16 protein-coding genes, 3 tRNA genes and 1 pseudogene are annotated in these 16744 nt (G+C 75.1%); 10 read left to right on the forward strand and 10 right to left on the reverse strand.

Annotated features, from left to right (window positions below; translation table 11 throughout):
* The 4 genes from ACFV0G_RS02670 to ACFV0G_RS02685 all read right to left on the reverse strand — a co-directional run.
* A partial coding sequence (locus tag ACFV0G_RS02670) for an oxygenase MpaB family protein (RefSeq protein ID WP_380540425.1) occupies nt 1-747 on the reverse strand: 747 nt, incomplete at its 3' end.
* Nucleotides 744-1982, reverse strand: coding sequence for an MAB_1171c family putative transporter (locus ACFV0G_RS02675; protein WP_380540428.1), 1239 nt, complete (start codon nt 1980-1982; stop codon nt 744-746). The genes ACFV0G_RS02675 and ACFV0G_RS02670, both read right to left, overlap by 4 nt.
* Complete coding sequence (locus ACFV0G_RS02680) at nt 1975-2469, reverse strand: hypothetical protein (RefSeq protein WP_380540431.1); 495 nt, start codon at nt 2467-2469, stop codon at nt 1975-1977. Before ACFV0G_RS02680 ends, ACFV0G_RS02675 begins: the two co-directional genes overlap by 8 nt.
* Before the next feature lie 62 nt (nt 2470-2531).
* Nucleotides 2532-3002 (reverse strand): helix-turn-helix domain-containing protein, encoded by a 471-nt coding sequence (locus ACFV0G_RS02685; protein ID WP_380540434.1) that lies wholly within the window; start codon nt 3000-3002, stop codon nt 2532-2534.
* 394 nt (nt 3003-3396) lie between these two features.
* On the opposite strand from ACFV0G_RS02685, the gene ACFV0G_RS02690 reads away from it, so the two are divergent.
* Together ACFV0G_RS02690 and ACFV0G_RS02695 are read left to right on the forward strand one after the other, a co-directional pair.
* Entirely contained in the window at nt 3397-4248 is an 852-nt protein-coding gene (locus ACFV0G_RS02690) for a sulfurtransferase (protein ID WP_380540437.1), read from the forward strand.
* 159 nt (nt 4249-4407) lie between these two features.
* The gene (locus tag ACFV0G_RS02695) at nt 4408-5580 is read left to right on the forward strand and encodes a damage-control phosphatase ARMT1 family protein (RefSeq protein WP_380540440.1); all 1173 of its coding nucleotides are present in this window, start codon (nt 4408-4410) and stop codon (nt 5578-5580) included.
* Nucleotides 5581-5712: 132 nt separating this feature from the next.
* Here ACFV0G_RS02695 and ACFV0G_RS02700 read toward each other — a convergent pair.
* From ACFV0G_RS02700 to ACFV0G_RS02715, 4 genes are all read right to left on the reverse strand, one after another.
* A tRNA-Phe gene (locus ACFV0G_RS02700) sits at nt 5713-5786 on the reverse strand.
* A gap of 27 nt (nt 5787-5813) precedes the next feature.
* Nucleotides 5814-5887 (reverse strand) — tRNA-Asp (locus ACFV0G_RS02705).
* A 56-nt stretch (nt 5888-5943) separates the two neighbouring features.
* Nucleotides 5944-6016, reverse strand: a tRNA-Glu gene (locus tag ACFV0G_RS02710).
* Between the two features lie 125 nt (nt 6017-6141).
* Nucleotides 6142-6483, reverse strand: coding sequence for a metallopeptidase family protein (locus ACFV0G_RS02715; protein ID WP_380540539.1), 342 nt, complete (start codon nt 6481-6483; stop codon nt 6142-6144).
* A 70-nt stretch (nt 6484-6553) separates the two neighbouring features.
* Here ACFV0G_RS02715 and ACFV0G_RS02720 point away from each other — a divergent pair, with 70 nt between their 5' ends.
* From ACFV0G_RS02720 to ACFV0G_RS02740, 5 genes are all read left to right on the forward strand, one after another.
* The gene (locus tag ACFV0G_RS02720; protein WP_380540443.1) at nt 6554-7003 is read left to right on the forward strand and encodes a fluoride efflux transporter FluC; all 450 of its coding nucleotides are present in this window, start codon (nt 6554-6556) and stop codon (nt 7001-7003) included.
* Nucleotides 7000-7395, forward strand: a complete 396-nt coding sequence (locus ACFV0G_RS02725) for a DUF190 domain-containing protein (protein WP_380540446.1) — start codon at nt 7000-7002, stop codon at nt 7393-7395. The genes ACFV0G_RS02720 and ACFV0G_RS02725 overlap by 4 nt, the downstream gene beginning before the upstream one ends.
* Nucleotides 7392-7772: a fluoride efflux transporter CrcB gene (gene crcB, locus ACFV0G_RS02730; protein WP_380540449.1), complete on the forward strand. Its 381-nt coding sequence runs from the start codon at nt 7392-7394 to the stop codon at nt 7770-7772. The genes ACFV0G_RS02725 and crcB overlap by 4 nt, the downstream gene beginning before the upstream one ends.
* A 120-nt stretch (nt 7773-7892) precedes the next feature.
* Nucleotides 7893-8420, forward strand: coding sequence for a hypothetical protein (locus tag ACFV0G_RS02735; protein WP_380540452.1), 528 nt, complete (start codon nt 7893-7895; stop codon nt 8418-8420).
* A gap of 196 nt (nt 8421-8616) precedes the next feature.
* Nucleotides 8617-10833, forward strand: a complete 2217-nt coding sequence (locus ACFV0G_RS02740; RefSeq protein ID WP_380540455.1) for a DEAD/DEAH box helicase — start codon at nt 8617-8619, stop codon at nt 10831-10833.
* Between the two features lie 149 nt (nt 10834-10982).
* Here the strand turns inward: ACFV0G_RS02740 and ACFV0G_RS02745 are convergent, their stop codons facing one another.
* Nucleotides 10983-11435: a hypothetical protein gene (locus ACFV0G_RS02745; RefSeq protein ID WP_380540458.1), complete on the reverse strand. Its 453-nt coding sequence runs from the start codon at nt 11433-11435 to the stop codon at nt 10983-10985.
* On the opposite strand from ACFV0G_RS02745, the gene ACFV0G_RS02750 reads away from it, so the two are divergent.
* Together ACFV0G_RS02750 and ACFV0G_RS02755 are read left to right on the forward strand one after the other, a co-directional pair.
* Nucleotides 11425-15438, forward strand: a complete 4014-nt coding sequence (locus ACFV0G_RS02750; protein WP_380540461.1) for a hypothetical protein — start codon at nt 11425-11427, stop codon at nt 15436-15438. The genes ACFV0G_RS02745 and ACFV0G_RS02750 overlap by 11 nt on opposite strands.
* 137 nt (nt 15439-15575) lie before the next feature.
* On the forward strand, nt 15576-16391 hold the full coding sequence (locus tag ACFV0G_RS02755; RefSeq protein WP_380540464.1) for a TIGR02452 family protein: 816 nt from the start codon (nt 15576-15578) through the stop codon (nt 16389-16391).
* Nucleotides 16392-16443: 52 nt separating this feature from the next.
* Here the strand turns inward: ACFV0G_RS02755 and ACFV0G_RS02760 are convergent, their stop codons facing one another.
* Complete coding sequence (locus tag ACFV0G_RS02760; RefSeq protein ID WP_380540548.1) at nt 16444-16638, reverse strand: hypothetical protein; 195 nt, start codon at nt 16636-16638, stop codon at nt 16444-16446.
* Here ACFV0G_RS02760 and ACFV0G_RS02765 point away from each other — a divergent pair.
* Nucleotides 16616-16744, forward strand: a pseudogene (locus ACFV0G_RS02765) (2-oxo acid dehydrogenase subunit E2); the annotation flags it as partial. The gene ACFV0G_RS02760 and the pseudogene ACFV0G_RS02765 sit on opposite strands and share 23 nt — an antisense overlap.

Genomic DNA, 16744 nt, shown 5'->3' on the forward strand with positions numbered 1-16744 from the left:
GGGGGGGGGGGGGGGGGCGGCCGCGCCCCCCCCCCCCCGCCACCGTCCGTGAACAGCGCTAGCCGAGCGCGAGCCTCCCACCCGGCGCGGGGGGGGTGGCGGCGCCGGCGCGCGGCGCACCCCGAGCGCGGCCCGCAGCGGTCCGTCCAGCAGGGCGCCCGCGAAGACCCCGCCCAGCGGCGCCAGCGCCCGCGGCAGCCGTGCGGTCAGCAGCCCGCGGGTCGCCGCCCACAGCGCCGCCCCCTCGGCCGTCCGGGCGAACCTGCGGCGCTCGAAGTCCCGCATCCAGGCCTCGGTCCCCGCCAGGTCGCCGCCGGGCGGCTCCGGCAGCAGCAGCGCCGCCGCCAGCTCCCGGTGGAAGGCGTACGCGGCCTCCCGCTCCGGCCCGGCGGCCGGCCGGCGGCCGTACGCGTCGACGTGGCGGAGCGGGCAGACCGTGAAGCAGGCCAGCACGTAGTGCATCAGCTCGGGGGTGATCCCCGGCCGGTCGTGCACCCGGCACAGCTCCTCGACGACCTGCCGCCCGGCGGCGCTGTCCGGGCCCGCGCCGATCAGGGTGAACATCGCCGCCCCGGTCGCCTTCGCCCGGTCCCCGGCCCGGCCGGTCATCCGCCCGGTCCCGTGCAGCACCGCCGCGATCTCCGGCACCGCGAACGTCCGGACGAACCCCAGGGTCAGGCCCACCCGGGCCTCCTCCGGCATCGCCGCCAGCACCAGCCGGGCGTACGGGTCGCGGTACTCCCTCACCGGGCCGCCGCCGCGGTCGCCAGCGCCTCGTCGGTCAGCGGCCCGGCCAGTCGGCGGGCCACCCCGACCAGGTGCGCCCGCTCGTCCGCCGGGTCGGTGTCCAGGCCCGGCAGCACCGCCTGCTCCTCGCGGGGCAGCGGCGGACGCCCTTCGCGCAGCGCCGCCACCGCGGACCGAAGCCCGGCGGCCACCACCAGCGCGGCCCGCTCCGGATCGTCCAGCCCGGCCCGTTCGGCGACCCGCGCCCCCGCCCGGACCACCGCCGGGTCGATCCACGGACGGAGCGTCAGCTGGCCGTCGCGGATCTCCAGACCGCGCCGGACGGTGCGCCACTCCAGGTCGCGCAGGGCGAGGCGCTCCCGCCAGGCCGTCGGCGGCGCCTCCAGCGCGAGCCGTCGGTCCGCCCGGTAGACCAGGTCCCAGAGCGGGCGCAGCGCGCGGTAGTCGCGGCGCCGGCGGGCCCAGGCGGCCCCGGCCGGCCCGGCGAACCCGGCGGTGATCTGCACCGCCCCGGCCGCCGCGAAGGCCGGCCCGAGCCCGGTGCTCAGCCATGCCAGGCGGTCCGTCCCCGCGGCCGCCGCCGCGATCGCCACGATCTTGCACAGCACGTACCCGCAGGCGGTCACCGACCCGTACGCCAGCAGCCGGATGCCGCGGCGCAGCCAGCCCGCCGGGAGCCGGGCCGCGTGGCGCAGGCAGACCCGGCCGATGTCGGCCAGCGCGAACGCGAACTGCCCCTGGTAGAGAGCCAGGAAACAGGCGATCGCGGGCAGCCGGGCGAACTCCGTGTCGAAGGTGAGCGGGGTCTCCGGAGCCGTCGCCCCGCCCGCCGCGAACAGCACCGCCATCACCGGCGCCAGCACCGCGAACGCGGCGAGCCGGCGGCGCACGCTGCGCCTGGTCCCGGCCGCCGAGACGTCCCAGGCCGGGGCGCCGGCGCGGTCGGCCGGCGGCGTCCAGATCAGCGCCAGGACGACGGCCGCCGCGGAGAACCCGGTGATGCCCAGGTACACCAGCAGGGTCGCCAGGTTGCCGACCCCGGTCACCCGGTCGACCAGCCGGTAGAGCACCGGCGCGGCCAGCAGGAAGGAGGTCGCGGGGGCCGCCACCGCGGCCGCCACCACCAGCAGCCCGGGCGACGGGTCCCGGCGCCAGGCGCGGAACTTCAGCACCGCGACCAGCCAGGCGGCGGACCCGACCGCCAGGTAGACGGCATTGAACAGGTGCTCAGACATGCTGGCCCTTGCGGTGCTCCAGGGCGGGTGCCAGCTGCGAGGTGGTGCCCGCGCCGGGGGCGAGCACCAGCAGCCGCAGCAACTCCGCACCGAGCACCTCGGCCTCCTCCTCGGCGGCGTCGTCGTAGTGCGAGCGGCCGAGCACCAGGCGCAGCACCTCGGGGTCGAGCGCCTCCAGCTCCACCGCGGCTCCGCCGCCCGGTGGCGGCGCCTCGGCCAGGTGGCCGCAGAGCAGGTGGGCCAGTTCGTGGCAGACGATGTGCGCCCGGTGCAGGCCGGAGGTCTCCCGCTCGACGTGGATCACGTCCTCGTCCGGGCGCCGCTCCACGAAGCCGGACGGCTCGCCCACCCGCATCCGCCGCGGCGCCAGCCGGACCGGCCGCCCGGTCCGCTCGGCGACCGCTGCGCAGAGCGCCTCGACGGTGCCCAGCTGCGGAAGGTCGAGCCGGCGGGCCACGGCCCGCATCCGGCGGCGGGTTCGCCCCACTCCTCGCACGTGCTCCCCCTCGGGAAGCCGCCAGTGCCCCAGCGGCGCCTGCGGACGGCCGGTCACGTCTGCGGGCCGCCGTCGTCGGGCAGCCCGACCGCCCGGCGCAACTGTTCCACGACCGTCAGCGCCGCGTCCTGCATCTCGGGCGGCAGCCCGGCCGCCCGCATCGCGATCCGCTCCACCCGGGCGTCCCGCAGCGCCTCGATCTTCCGCAGGTCGCGCTCGACGGCGTGGGCCGTCGCGCAGTCGCTGAAGTAGTCCAGCGGTACGCCGAAGAACGCCGCGATCTTCACCGCGTTCTCCAGCGACGGCTTCTGGGTGCCCTTGCGGAGGTTGCCGATGTACGTCCCGCTGAGTCCGGTGCCGGCCGCTATCTCGGAGTCCCGCCAGGGCCGGGCGAGGTCTCTCGGGTAGATCACCGCGATCAGGCGTCGGAAGCGCGCGGCGAAGTCGGCGGAGCCCGGCGGCCGAGCCCCTTCGTCGCCGGGCGGCGGGCCAGGCGGTTCCGGGCTGACAGGATCGGTGGCCATGGCCGGATCATAGAACGATCTGACACCTCGCCAGAATCCCTGCGTGTCCGCCGATCTGCACGATCGTTGAGGATCGCATGGGCGTCACGTGCGCGACCTGTGGCGGTCTCCCGGAGTCCGGTTCGGGCCGATCCACGATAGTTGACAGCCGGTCACGGTCCGTGCAGGATCGGCAACCGCGGCCGGGTGCAGACCCCCGGTCCGCGACCCGCGCTCCGGCACGCCGCTGCCCCACGGGGGTGGGCAACGGCGGCCGGTCCGGTCGACCGCCCACCGGCCCCGGTGCCGGTCCCGGGCGCGGCGCCGACGACTACTGTTCGTCGGACGACCGGTCGCCGCGCAGGTCGGACAGGACCGCCGCAGGACGCGACCGCCGACCCGGAGAAGGTGTGCGATGAGCCTGCTGCCCCCCGACGGCCCCCTGGTCCCGGCCGACTGGCTCGCCGAGCGGCTCCACCACCCCGACCTCGTGGTCCTCGACGCCGGCGTGGGTGCCCACCGCGGCGCGGCCCGGCGGATCCCCGGCGCCCGCGCCTTCGACCTCGACGGCGCACTGTCCGACCACGACGGCCCGCTGCCGCACACCATGCCCGGCCCGGACGACCTCACCCGCGAACTGCGCGCCCTCGGCCTGCACGACCGCAGCACGGTGGTGGTGTACGACGGCGAGGGCCTCTACTCCGCCGCCCGTGCCTGGTGGATGCTGCGCGCCGCGGGCTTCGACCGGGCCGCCGTGCTCGACGGCGGCCTGCCCGCCTGGACGGCGGCCGGCCTGCCCTGCGAACCGGAGGCCCCCGCGGCGGCCGCACCCGAGCCCGGCACCTTCACCGCGAGGCCGCGCCCGGGATACCTGGTGGACCGGGCCGCGGTCGAGGCGGCCCTCGCCGACGACGGCACCGCGGTGCTCGACGCCCGCAGCCGCGAGCGCTACGCCGGACAGGTCGAGGAGCCCCGGCCCGGGCTGCGGCGCGGCCACATGCCCGGTGCGGTGAACCTGCCCTTCACCGACCTGCGGGCGGACGGCCGGATGCGGTCCGCGGACGAGCTCCGTGCGCTGTTCGCCGCCGCGGCCGGCCCGCGCCGCCGGCTGGTGTTCAGCTGCGGCTCCGGTGTCACCGCCTGCGTCCTCGCCCTCGGCGCCGAACTCGCCGGCTACCGCGACCTCGCGGTCTACGACGGCTCCTGGAGCGAGTGGGGCCTGCCCTCGGACCTCCCCGTGGAGACGGGCGTCGCCGTCGCCGGCTGACGGCGGCATGGTCCGCCCGCAGGGCGGCCGCGCCCCCGTCCGGGTGTGATCGCCGCCCGGGTGTGGTCGGCTGGTGTCCGGCGGCGGGGCGCCCGGCCGCATCCGCCGTGGTCCGCCGGGACACCGTCGCCGCCGTAGACGAGAGGGACGAGACCCCACGTGTCGACCGCACCCGTGATCCGCATCGACGTCCCCGGGTCCTTCGCCCGGGCCGTGTTCCAGGAGCGCCACCCCGAACTCGTCCGGCGGGTGCTCGATGCACGGCCGTACGGACCGGCCGAACGGGCCGCCGTGGAGCGGCTCCTCGCGGAGAGCACCGCCGGCGTCCTCGAACCGCCCGCGGAGGGCCTCCACGACCGTGCCCGCTGGCTGGCGTGGGGCGAGGGCCTGTGGGGGCGGCCGTGGAGCGAGGCGCCGTTCCTGTGGGCGGAGAGCTGGTTCTACCGGCGCCTCTTGGAGGCGACCGGCTACTTCGGGCCGGGCGCGTGGCAGGGGATCGACCCGTTCGCGCCGTTCAAGGACGCCGAACTGGCCGGGCCCGCGGTGGACGCCGAACTGGGCGCCCTGGACGGTCTCGACGACCTGCCGGAGGAGCGGCACGCCGGGACCCTGCTGTCGGCCGCGCTCTGGGGCAACCGGGCGGACCTGAGCTTCGGCATCACGGCCGGACCGGACGCCCCCGCCGTCCCGAACCTGCTCGCCGACGACACGGCCGAACTGTGGGCGGCGCTCCGGCGGTCCCCGGGCGGGCGGTCCTCGGGCGGACGGGTCGCCCTGGTCGCGGACAACGCCGGCCGCGAGCTCCTCCCGGATCTCGTCCTGGTCGACCACCTGCTGAACCGCGGTCTCGCGACCGAGGTCGTGCTGTACGTGAAGCCACAGCCGTACTTCGTCTCGGACGCCACCACCGCAGACGTCCTCGCCACGGTGGAGCGCCTGCGGGCCGCCCCGGGCCGGGCGGGGGCGATCGGCCGCCGGCTGTGGGAGGCGATGGTCCGCAGCGGCCTCGCGGTCCGCACGCACCCGTTCTTCTGTGCGCCGCTGCCGTACCACGACATGCCCGCCGACCTGCGGGCGGAGCTCGCCGGTGCGGACCTCGCGATCCTCAAGGGCGACCTCAACTACCGCCGCCTGGTGGGTGACCGGCTCTGGCCGCCGGCCACGCCGTTCGCCGCGGTCGCGGGCCACTTCCCGTCGCCCGTCGCCGCCCTGCGGACGCTGAAGTCGGACGTGGCCGTCGGCATCGACCCGACGACCGCCGCCGACCTCGACCGCACCGACCCGCAGTGGCGCACCAGCGGCCGGTACGCCGTGGTGCAGGTCGTCAGGTGACGCCGGCCGGCCGAGGATGGTGACGGTCCGCGCCGCGCCCGGCGGGCCCGTACCGAGCGAGGCGCTCCGGCGCACGCTGCTGGTGGATACGCCGAAGGCCCCGCAGAGCGATCTCTGCGGGGCCTTCCTCTGTGGCCAGGGCCGGGGTCGAACCGGCGACCTTCCGCTTTTCAGGCGGACGCTCGTACCAACTGAGCTACCTGGCCGTACTGCACCGTCTCTTGCGAGACGAGCGATCCCGACGGGACTTGAACCCGCGACCTCCACCTTGACAGGGTGGCGAGCTAACCAACTGCTCCACGGGACCTGGTGCGGATAAATCCGCTCAGGCCTTGCGGCACTGCACTGTACTACGGTAACGCGTGCCCCCAACGGGATTCGAACCCGTGCTACCGCCTTGAAAGGGCGGCGTCCTGGGCCACTAGACGATGAGGGCTTGCGGCCCCCCGGGCTGTTATCCAGCGTTCGGGGACGTCGAGAAGCATATGGGATGCCGGGCGGAACGCCAAAACGGTTTCGGGCGGCCGCCGCCCGTGTCGCGCGCAGGCCAGGCGGGGCGGGTCAGGACCAGCCCAGTTCGTGCAGCTCGTGGTCGTCGAAGCCGAAGTGGTGCGCGACCTCGTGGATCACCGTGGTGCGGACCTCGTCGACCACCTGCTCGCGGGTGTCGCAGTACCGCAGGGTCGGGCCCCGGTAGACGATGATCCGGTCCGGCAGCACCCCGGCGTACCACTCGCCCCGCTCGGTGAGCGGCGTCCCCTCGTACAGTCCGAGCAGGTCGGGGGAGGAGGCGTCGGGCTCCTCCTCGACGAAGATCGCCACGTTGTCCATCATGGCCGCGAGCTTCGGGGGGATCTGGTCGAGGGCATCGGCGACCAGCGTCTCGAACTCGTCCCGGGTCATCTCCACGGCCTCATTGTCCGGTGTGCGATGACGGTGTGCCAGGTGGTTCGCGGTGGTGATTCACTGAAGTGTGCGTCGGATAGTGCGTTCGGGCCGGCCCGGGTGGCCGGGGACGGTGTTGCGCGGGCAGGGGCCCGCGGTGGCAGTGGTGTCCCTCGGGGGGATGCTGGGGGCGGCGGCCAGATATGCGGCCGCGCTGCGGTGGCCGACCGCGGCCGACGCGTTCCCGTGGACCACGCTCGCGGTGAACACCGTGGGCTGCGCGGTGATCGGCGTCTTCCTGGTGTCGGTCACCGAGGTGTGGTCGCCGCACCCGCTGCTGCGGCCGTTCTTCGGCACCGGCGTCCTCGGCGGCTTCACCACCTTCTCGACGGCCACCGTGGACGTGCAGCGGCTGATCGACCACGGCGCTCCCGCACGCGGCCTCGCCTACCTGGCCGCGACCCTGATCGCGGCGCTCGGCTCGGTCCAGGTGGCGGCCGCGCTCACCCGGCGGCTGATCGGACGGAGGACGGCATGAACAACGGCTCGGGCAACGGCGGGACGGAGTCGGGCGGCGGTGCCGGCGGTGCGGCGCTGCGGCTGACCGTGCTGGTCGGGGAGAGCGAGATGCACCGCTCGCGCCCGCTCTACACCGAGATCGTGCACCGCGCGCACGGCGCCGGCCTGGCCGGTGCCAGCGTGTTCCGCGGGATCGAGGGCTTCGGGGCCTCCTCGCTGATCCACACCGCCCGGCTGCTCTCGCTCAGCGAGAACCTGCCGGTGGCCGTCGTCGCGGTGGACACCGCCGAGCGGATCCGCGCCTTCCTGCCGCTCCTCGACGACCTGGACGGCATCGGGCTGGTCCTGCTCGACGCCTGCGAGGTCGTCCCCCGCCCGCAGCGGCGGCCCGGGCCGGAGGGCGGCCGGTGACGCTCCACTGGCTGCTGGTGCTGGCCGGCGCCTCGGTCGGCGCGCCGCTGCGCTACCTCACCGACCGGCTGGTGCAGTCCCGGCACGACTCGGTCTTCCCCTGGGGGACGTTCGCCGTCAACGTCTCCGGCTGCCTGGTGCTGGGTCTGCTCGCCGGGGCGGCGGCGTCCGGCGCGGCCTCCCCCGACGTCCAACTGCTCGTCGGCACGGGCCTGTGCGGCGCGCTGACCACGTACTCGACCTTCTCGTACGAGACGCTGCGCCTCGCCGAGGGCGGCGCCCGCCTGCTCGCGTTCGCCAATGTCGCGGGCAGCGTGCTGGCCGGCCTGGGCGCGGCGTACGCGGGCACGGCCGTCGCCCACGCGCTCTGGGGCTGACCCGGCCGGACGGCCAGCGGGGACCGGACGTCATCCCGACGGCCGCACGCCCGTGTCCGGCGACCCCTGCCGCGCGTTGGGCACCGGAGGGCGGTGGGCCCGGCAGGTGAGGTGCGGGAGGTGGCTCGGGTGAGCGCGGTGCGGACGGTGCGGCGGCGGCGTGCGGGGCGTCGTCGGGTGGTGGCGGGAGCGGTCGTGATGGCGCTGGCCGGGCTCGGGCTGAGCGGCTGCATGTCGGTCGGCGCCGGAGCGCCGGACGCGCGCAGCGGCGGACTGCAGGACGGCCAGGGCCGGGCCGTGGACGGGACCGGCGCGCCCGGGGCGGTGCACCCGACCGCCGGTGCGCGCGGCCGGCACGGCGCCCTGCCCGCGGCCGACGCCGAGCGGCACGGTGCCACCCCGTCCGCAGAGCCCTCCGCGGGTGCCCCGGCGGCCTCCCCGGCCCCCGGCCTCCCCTCGGGCGGGCCGGCGGGCACGCCCAGTACGCGTTCGGTGGACACCCCCACCGGTCCGCCGGCCGACGGCGGCCCCACGGCGGAGCCGACCCCGACGCCCACGCCGACCCCGCCGCCGGCCACCCCCGACCCGGATCCGGTGCCCACGGTCCTCGGATCCTCGGCTCCGAGCGGCGGATCGTCCGGGCATTGAGGGGGCTGGCCAGCACGTTTGCCGTTGCTCCCAAGGTTCCTCTATGGTGGTAGATCGTTCGTTTGATCCATTTGACTGGCGCCCCATTTTCACCTGGCGCCCTTGGCGCGTTCCGGCGATCCGTGGCTGACCGCATAGAGGCGGTTGTGTAACAGAACCCCGGACTTTGGCGCGTGCCACTTCCGGAAGGTTTTGCATGTCTCTCGTTGACGACGCCCGCTTCGCCATGCCCGCGAACGGTTCCGACGCCGCCGACACCACCGACCCGGCCGAGCTCCTCGTGGACGACACCACGGACTCCGCCGCCACCGACTCCGACTCCGACGACACCGTCGCCGAGCCCACCATCACCTTCGGTGACCTGGGCCTGCCGGACGAGGTCGTCCGCGCCCTCGCCAAGCGGGACGTCACCACGCCGTTCCCGATCCAGGCCGCGACCATCCCGGACGCCCTGGCCGGCAAGGACGTGCTGGGCCGCGGCCGCACCGGCTCCGGCAAGACCCTGAGCTTCGGCCTGCCGCTGCTGACCCGCCTCGCCGACGGCGAGCGCACCCGCGCCAAGCACCCGCGCGGCCTGATCCTCGTCCCGACCCGCGAGCTGGCCATGCAGGTGGCCGACGCGCTGGAGCCGTTCGGCTCGGTGCTCGGCCTGCGCCTCAAGGTCGTCTGCGGCGGCACCTCGATGTCGAACCAGATCTACGCGCTGGAGCGCGGTGTCGACGTCCTGGTCGCCACCCCGGGCCGCCTGCGCGACCTGATCAACCGCGGCTCCGCGGTGATGGACGACGTGCAGATCGCCGTCCTCGACGAGGCCGACCAGATGGCCGACATGGGCTTCCTGCCCGAGGTCACCGAGATCCTCGACCTGGTGCCGGCCGGCGGCCAGCGCCTGCTGTTCTCCGCCACGCTGGAGAACGAGATCGACACCCTGGTCAAGCGCTACCTGAACAGCCCGGTCACCCACGAGGTCGACCCGTCGGCCGGCGCGGTCACCACCATGACCCACCACATCCTCGTGGTGAAGCCCAAGGACAAGGCGCCGATCACCAACGCCATCGCCGCCCGCAAGGGCCGGACGATCATCTTCGTCCGCACCCAGATGGGCGCCGACCGCGTCGCCGAGCAGCTGGTCGAGGCCGGCGTGAAGGCCGACGCGCTGCACGGCGGCATGACCCAGGGCGCCCGTACCCGCGTCCTCGGCGACTTCAAGGACGGCTACGTCAACGTGGTCGTCGCCACCGACGTCGCCGCCCGCGGCATCCACGTCGACGGCATCGACCTGGTCCTCAACGTCGACCCGGCCGGCGACCACAAGGACTACCTGCACCGCTCGGGCCGCACCGCCCGCGCCGGCCGCTCCGGCACCGTCGTCACCCTGGTGCTGCCGCACCAGCGCCGCGGTGTCTTCCGCCTGATGGAGGACGCCGGCGTCGAGGCCTCGCGCCACATCCTCGACCACGCCTTCGACGCGGAGGTCGCCAAGATCACCGGCGCCCGTTCGCTGGTCGAGGTGCAGGCCGAGTCGGCCGCCGGCATCGCCGGTGCCGCCGAGCGCGAGGTCGCCGAGATGACCCGCCAGCTGGAGCGCGCGCAGCGCCGCGCCACCGAGCTGCGCGAGGAGGCCGACCGCCTCGCCACCCGCGCCGCGCGCGAGCGCGCCGCCCTCGGCATCGAGGACGAGGTCGAGGAGGCCGCGGACGAGACCGCCGAGGCCGCCGCCACCACCGAGGCGCCCGCCGCCGAGGCCGCTCCGGCGGCCGAGGCCGAGCGCGCCCCGTCCTACCGCGAGGCCCGCAGCGAGCGCCCGGCGTTCAACCGGGACCGCGACCGCGGCGACCGCCCGTCGTTCGGCCGGGACCGCGACCGCGGTGACCGCGAGCGCGGCGGCTTCAACCGCGACGACCGCGGCGGCCGCTCCTTCGGTGACCGCGAGCGTGGTGGCCGTCCGTTCGGTGACCGTGAGCGCGGTGGCTTCAACCGTGACGACCGTGGTGGCCGTTCGTTCGGTGACCGTGAGCGCGGCGGTTTCAACCGTGATGACCGTGGTGGCCGTTCGTTCGGTGACCGTGAGCGCGGCGGTTTCAACCGTGATGACCGTGGTGGCCGTTCGTTCGGTGACCGTGAGCGCGGTGGCTTCAACCGCGACGACCGTGGTGGCCGCTCCTTCGGCGACCGTCCGGCCCGCTCCTTCTCGGACCGCCCGTCCTTCGGCGACCGCGACCGTGAGCGCGGCGGCAACAGCCGTCCGTTCGCCCGCCGCGACGACCACCGCTCCGGTGGCCGCCCGCAGGGCTTCAACCGCGACGACCGCGGCGGCCGCTCCTTCGGCGACCGCGACCGCGACCGTTCGTTCGGCGACCGCGAGCGCGGCGGCTTCAACCGCGACGACCGCAAGCCGCGCTGGAAGAACTGACCTTCCGACAGCACCCGTACGGGCCCGCTCCACTTCGGTGGGGCGGGCCCGTCCGCATGCCGGGGGGGCGATTGCCGCGGTGAAGCGTGGTGTGCGAAGAGAAAAGGTCGAACAGCCGTCTCCGGCAGGTGATAACCTCCGACGGATTTTCACCGAATACTCATACGCACCACCCGTCGCCGGAGGGTGAGTCGGGCCACGGACGGTGCCTTTCTGGGGGGTTCTGTGCACCACAGATCCGTACCCGGCCGGAGAACGCGGAGATCCCTTTCCCGCCTTTCCGGCCGATGGTTCAGCACGCTCGTCGCCGCACCGGCGCTGGCCCTCTCGGTGCTCGCGCCGGCCACCGGGGCCTTCGCGGCGACGCCCGCGCCGAGCACGTCGCCGAGCACCTCGCCGACCGCTGCGGCGAGCCCGTCCCCGAGCCCGTCCGCTCCCGCGACGACGCCCACGAAGCCCGCGCCCGCCACCGGTACGCCCGCCGCACCGACCGGGTCGCCCGGGTCCACTGCGCCCGGGAACACTGCGCGGCCCGCGCCGCGCACCGGCGCCGAGACACCGAAGGACGCGGCGTCCTGCGGCGGCGACCTGGTGTTCGGCACGCCGTCCGCCTGCGCCGGGATCACCGGCGGCGAGACGCACACCTACACGGTGACCACGCAGAAGCCGGACGACACCGTCCTCCTGCTGCTGCGCACCGACCCCAACGCCTCGGTCTCCGCCCACGCGACGCTGGCCACCGCCGGCGGCGAGGCCGTGCCGTGCTCCAACTCGGCCACGGGCCCGCTCCAGTGCACCACTGGGGCAGCCGGCGCCTACACCCTGAAGGTGTCCGCGGACTGGGGCGCCTCGTCCTACAGCATCGCCGTCGACTCCCGGCTCTCGGGCACCTGCACGGACCTGCCGGCCACGGCCTTCTCGTTCGCCGAGCCGGTCCGCTCCGGCCACCTCGCGCAGGGCTCGACCGGTGACTGCTACCGGTTCGACCTCCCGACCGGCACCGTGCTGCGGGTGACCGGCGCGAGCCAGGGCGCCTCCCCGGGCCAGGTCTGGGCCGCCGTCGGCGACCGCGACGGCGCCCAGGTCTGCCTGGTCCCCTCGTACTCCACCAACCTCTGCACCCTGACCGGCTCCGGCCCGTACACCGTGCGGTACTTCGAGCTGTACGCCGGCGAGGCGCAGTACAACCTGCAGCTGATCCGGCTGAGCGACGCCCAGGGCTGCCCCGAGCTGAAGACCGCCGTCTTCGGCGACACCGACCCGGCGCACGCCGACGGCTCCGTCCCGCAGTACGGGGCGGGCTGCCACACGGTGACCGCGGCTGCCGGGCTGCTCGGTGTCCGGGTGGTCAACAAGGACGACAACGGCAACCCGCCGTTCGTCCACTGGACGCTGTACGACAACGTCGCCAACCAGGTGTGCACCGGCTACGAGAGCCTCACCCGCTGCAGCGTCGCCACGGCCGGCAGCTACCACCTGGTGGTCGAGCCCAGCGGCTACGACAACCCGACGCTCTACCAGGCCGCCGTCTTCGACCTCGCCGCCACCACCGGCTGCGCCGACCAGGTCGACACCGGCTTCGACCGGCCGACCGTCACCGGCAGCATCCGCTCCCGGCTGCAGATCGACTGCCGGCCGTTCCGGGCCCAGCCCGGCGAGCGGATCATCGGTGAGAACAGCTGGAACAGCATCACCGACGCCACCGGCAAGGCCGTCTGCGTCCGCGACTACTCGCAGGACGGCTGCGTGCTGCCCGGATCCGGGCCGTACCGGATGCTCACCACCGGCATGAACGGCGCCACCGGCGACTACGCCCTGCAGATCCGCCGGCTGAACGACCCGGTCGGCTGCCCCGCCGAGGGCTCGCAGGCGTTCGGGACGGCGGCCACCGCCTCGGACGTCCGCTGCCGCACCCTGGACGCGGCCGCCGCCGGCCAGTACCTCCTGCACGCCGCGGACAACGCCCAGGTGACGGTCTACCAGCAGGACGGCACCCGGCTCTGCCAGTGGGGCCCGGTCTGCGACATTCCGGCGGCCGGCTCCTACACCGCGCTGTTCGGCGCCCCGACCGACCCGTACACCGCCGTGTCGAAGCTGGTCTTCCACGCGCCGGGCGAGACCAGGGGCTGCGTGCCGGGCAACGACGCCGGCCTCACCGGCGCCCGCACCGAGGGCGACCTGACCGGCGAGGGCCAGCTCAACTGCCACACCCTGCCGAGCCCCAAGGGCGCAGGCCTCGCCCTGCTCGCCCCGGCCGGCGACAGCCTGATCAACCCGCCGACCCAGACGATCGTCGACGCGGCCGGCGTCCAGCAGTGCCAGACCGCGTACGCGACGGCCTTCTGCTCGCTGACCGGTACCGCGCCGTTCCGCCAACTGGTCTCCGCCGACAGCACCGGCCACTACGCGATCACCGTCGCACGGACGGACTCCCCGTCCGGCTGCGCGGCCTTCCCCGCCGACAGGTACGACGGCAAGCCGGGTACGGCCGTCAAGCTGACCGCCACGGCGCCCGTCCGCTGCCTCGCCATCCCGGCGAACGGCCACGCGGCCGCCGAGCAGCTGGACTACGACTACAACCCGAAGCCCGCCAAGGCGCCCCAGGTGCTGCCCGGCGAGTTCCACGTGTACGACCCGGCGGGCAAGCAGGTCTGCCAGAGCTACGCGTTCAACTCCTCGACCACGACCTGCACCTTCGAGGTCGGCAAGGCGTACACCGCACTGCTGGTCGGCAATGGCACCGAGCACGACTTCGAGGTCGTCCGCCGCGACATCACCGCCACCGCGCCGTGCGCGGCCGTGACCTCCACGGCGGTCGGCGGCACCCCGCTGCAGGGCCGGCTCGACTCGGCGCTCGCCGCCAACTGCGCCCGGATCCAGGCCGCGGCCGGCGACCGCCTGCGGATCTCCACCGGCAACAGCACCGGCAAGGTGCTGCTGGTGGTCACCGACGCCACCGGGCGTACGCTCTGCTCGGCGGTGAACGGCGAGTGCCTGGTGAGCGGCTCGACCGGCTACCAGGCCGTCCTCACGGCCTACGACTACACCGGGACGGCCCTCGAGTACCGGCTGGACGCCTGGCGGCTCGCCACCACCGACGGGTTCCCGGCCGAGTGCCTGCGCATTCCGGCGGTCGCCACCGGCTTCGGGCCGCTGACCGGCACCCTGACCAGGGACCGGGCCGCGGTCTGCGCCACCGTCCCGGTCAAGCCGTACGACCAGTTCCGGATCGGGGGCGCGTACGCCCCGCAGGGCACCGCGGTGCCCAAGGCGCACCTGTACGGCAGGGACGGCGTCGACTACTGCATCGACACCCAGGGCACCGACGGCTTCTACACCGACTGCAACGTCCCGTACGGGGCCGGGCCGACCGCCCTCCTGCTGCTGTCCCTGCGCCCGGGGGACACCTCGGTCGACTACCGGGTCACCGCGGCCTGCACCCGGGGCACCTGCGGCCCGGCCGTCCCCGCCGACGGGACGGGAGCGGCCTTCACCCCGCTGCAGCCGACCCGCCTGCTGGACACCCGGTCCGGCCTCGGACGCAGCGGCACCGCGCCCGTCGCGGGCGGTCAGACCGTCGACCTGCAGGTCACCGGCCGCGGCGGCGTCCCGGCCGCCGGCGCCGAGTCGGTGGTGCTGAACATCACCGCCACGACCCCGACCGCGGTCGGCTACCTGACGGCCTGGCCGACCGGCGTGGCGCGGCCCACCGCGTCCTCGCTGAACTGGGCGGCCGGGCGAACGGTGCCGAACCTGGTGACCGTGCCTGTCGGTGCGGACGGCCGGGTCAGCCTCTACGTGGGCAGCCCCGGCTCGGCCCACCTGGTGGCCGACGTGCTCGGCTACTACGCGACGGCCGTGCCCGGCGCCGCCTTCACCCCCGTCGGCCCCGAGCGGCTGCTGGACACCCGCAACGGCACCGGCCGCCCGGGCACCTCGACGGTGGCGGCCGGTGAGACGGTGCGGCTCCAGGTCGCGGGCCGCGGCGGTGTCCCGGCGTCCGGCGCCACGGCGGTGGCCCTCACCGTGACGGTGACCAACACCTCCTCCGTGGGCTACCTGACGGCCTGGCCGTCCGGCACGGCCCGCCCGCTGGCCTCCAACCTCAACTGGGCGGCCGGCCAGACCACGGCCAACTCGGTCGTCGTCCCGATCGGTGCGGACGGCGCGGTCAGCCTGTTCGACAGCGGCCCGGGCAGCCTGCACCTGGTCGCCGACGTGGCCGGCTACTACAGCGGTTCGGCCGCGGGTGCGCTGTACCGCAGCGCCGGACCCGTCCGGCTGATCGACACCCGGCAGGCCCCGCAGAGCGCGCCGGTCGCGGCGCAGGGCGTGCTCCAGCTGGACCTCACGGGCACCCCGGCGGCCGGGGCGAAGGCGGTCGTGCTCAATGTGACCGTGGCCGACCCCGCCTCGAACGGCTACCTGACGGCCTGGCCGTCGGGTGCTGCGCGGCCCACCGCCTCCAACCTGAACTGGGTCAAGGGCCAGGTGGTCGCCAACCAGGTCGTGGTGCCGGTCGGCGCCGACGGCCGGGTCAGCCTCTTCAACGGCAGCTGGGGCCCGGTGCACGTGATCGTCGACCGGGTCGGCTACTTCGGCTGACGCCCGAAGGCTGATGCCTGACGGCGGATCGGGGCCCGCTCCACTTCGGTGGGGCGGGCCCTTTCGGCCCCGGGCGTTGTTCTCGGGATGAGAATAATCGGTGGAGCCGCGGGCCCTGTCCGGCGTACCGTCGCGCCATGAGCCGAATGCATCAGGTGGCGGTCGAGAACGAGGAGATCGCCGAGCGGGGGAGCTACCGGACGCCGGCCGGCGCGACGGTGGAGATCGGGGGGCTGCTGCGCGCGGCCCGGGCCGGCACGGTCCTGTACGGGCCGCGGGAGGTGCCCGGCGCGGCCGCGCCGGGCCCGTTCGCCGGGCAGGTCGAGGTGACCCCGGAGGGCAGCATCCAGGCCGGCGCGCGGTTGGTCGCGGCGGGCGGCGAGCACGTCGCCGTGCTGAACTTCGCGTCGGCGCGCAACCCCGGCGGCGGGTACCTGCGGGGCGCCAAGGCGCAGGAGGAGGACCTCTGCCGCAGCGCCCTGCTCTACCGCTGCCTGCTGGAGGCACCGGAGTACTACGAGGCGCACCGGGCCTCGGACGACCTGCGGTACAGCCACCGGGTGATCTGGTCGCCGCGGGTGCCGGTGATCCGCGGCCCGGGCGGCCTGCTCCCCGAGCCGTACACGCTGTCCTTCCTCACCTCGCCGGCGCCCAACGCGGGCCAGCTGGCCAGGCGTTCGCCGCTGCGGCCGGGCGAGCTCACCGGCCTGCTCACCGAACGGGCCGGGCGGGTGCTCCGGGTGGCGGCCGAGCACGGCGCCCGCGAGCTGGTGCTGGGGGCATGGGGCTGCGGGGTGTTCCGCAACGACCCGGACACGGTCGCGGAGGCCTTCGAGCGGGCCTTGGAGACCTACGGCGCCCCGTTCGCCCGCGTGGTCTTCGCGGTCTGGGACCGCTCCCCGGTCTCGGCCAACCGGGCCGCCTTCGAGCAGCGCTTCGGCGGCGGTCACTAGCCCGGTCACGTGACCCGGGCCGATGACCGGGCCGGGTGGCCCGGCCCGGTGGTCAGCTGCCGGTGGCGACCACGGACGCGGCGGCGACCACACCGGCCACCGTGAGGACGGACGGCCAGGCGCCGATCCGCTTGGCCAGCGGGTGCGAGCCGCCGAAGGCCGCCAGGTAGAGCCCGGTGAGCGCCGCGGCCGTGCCCGGTCCGGCCTGCCGCCGCCACTGCACGGCGGCCGCCGTGCGCGCCTCCAAGATCACCCCGGACGACCTGGCCGGCGCGACCTTCACCATCTCCAACACCGGTTCGCGCGGTGCGCTGTTCGACACCGTCATCGTCCCGCCGAACCAGGTCGCCATC

The organism is Kitasatospora sp. NPDC059571, from assembly GCF_042735675.1.
Taxonomy (GTDB): domain Bacteria; phylum Actinomycetota; class Actinomycetes; order Streptomycetales; family Streptomycetaceae; genus Kitasatospora.

Coding starts and splice junctions, on each gene's coding strand:
- ACFV0G_RS02675 (WP_380540428.1), bottom strand. CDS start 1,982: ATGTCTGAGCACCTGTTCAATGCCGTCTACCTGGCGGTCGGGTCCGCC.
- ACFV0G_RS02685 (WP_380540434.1), bottom strand. CDS start 3,002: ATGGCCACCGATCCTGTCAGCCCGGAACCGCCTGGCCCGCCGCCCGGC.
- ACFV0G_RS02690 (WP_380540437.1), top strand. CDS start 3,397: ATGAGCCTGCTGCCCCCCGACGGCCCCCTGGTCCCGGCCGACTGGCTC.
- ACFV0G_RS02715 (WP_380540539.1), bottom strand. CDS start 6,483: ATGACCCGGGACGAGTTCGAGACGCTGGTCGCCGATGCCCTCGACCAG.
- ACFV0G_RS02725 (WP_380540446.1), top strand. CDS start 7,000: ATGAACAACGGCTCGGGCAACGGCGGGACGGAGTCGGGCGGCGGTGCC.
- ACFV0G_RS02740 (WP_380540455.1), top strand. CDS start 8,617: ATGTCTCTCGTTGACGACGCCCGCTTCGCCATGCCCGCGAACGGTTCC.
- ACFV0G_RS02755 (WP_380540464.1), top strand. CDS start 15,576: ATGAGCCGAATGCATCAGGTGGCGGTCGAGAACGAGGAGATCGCCGAG.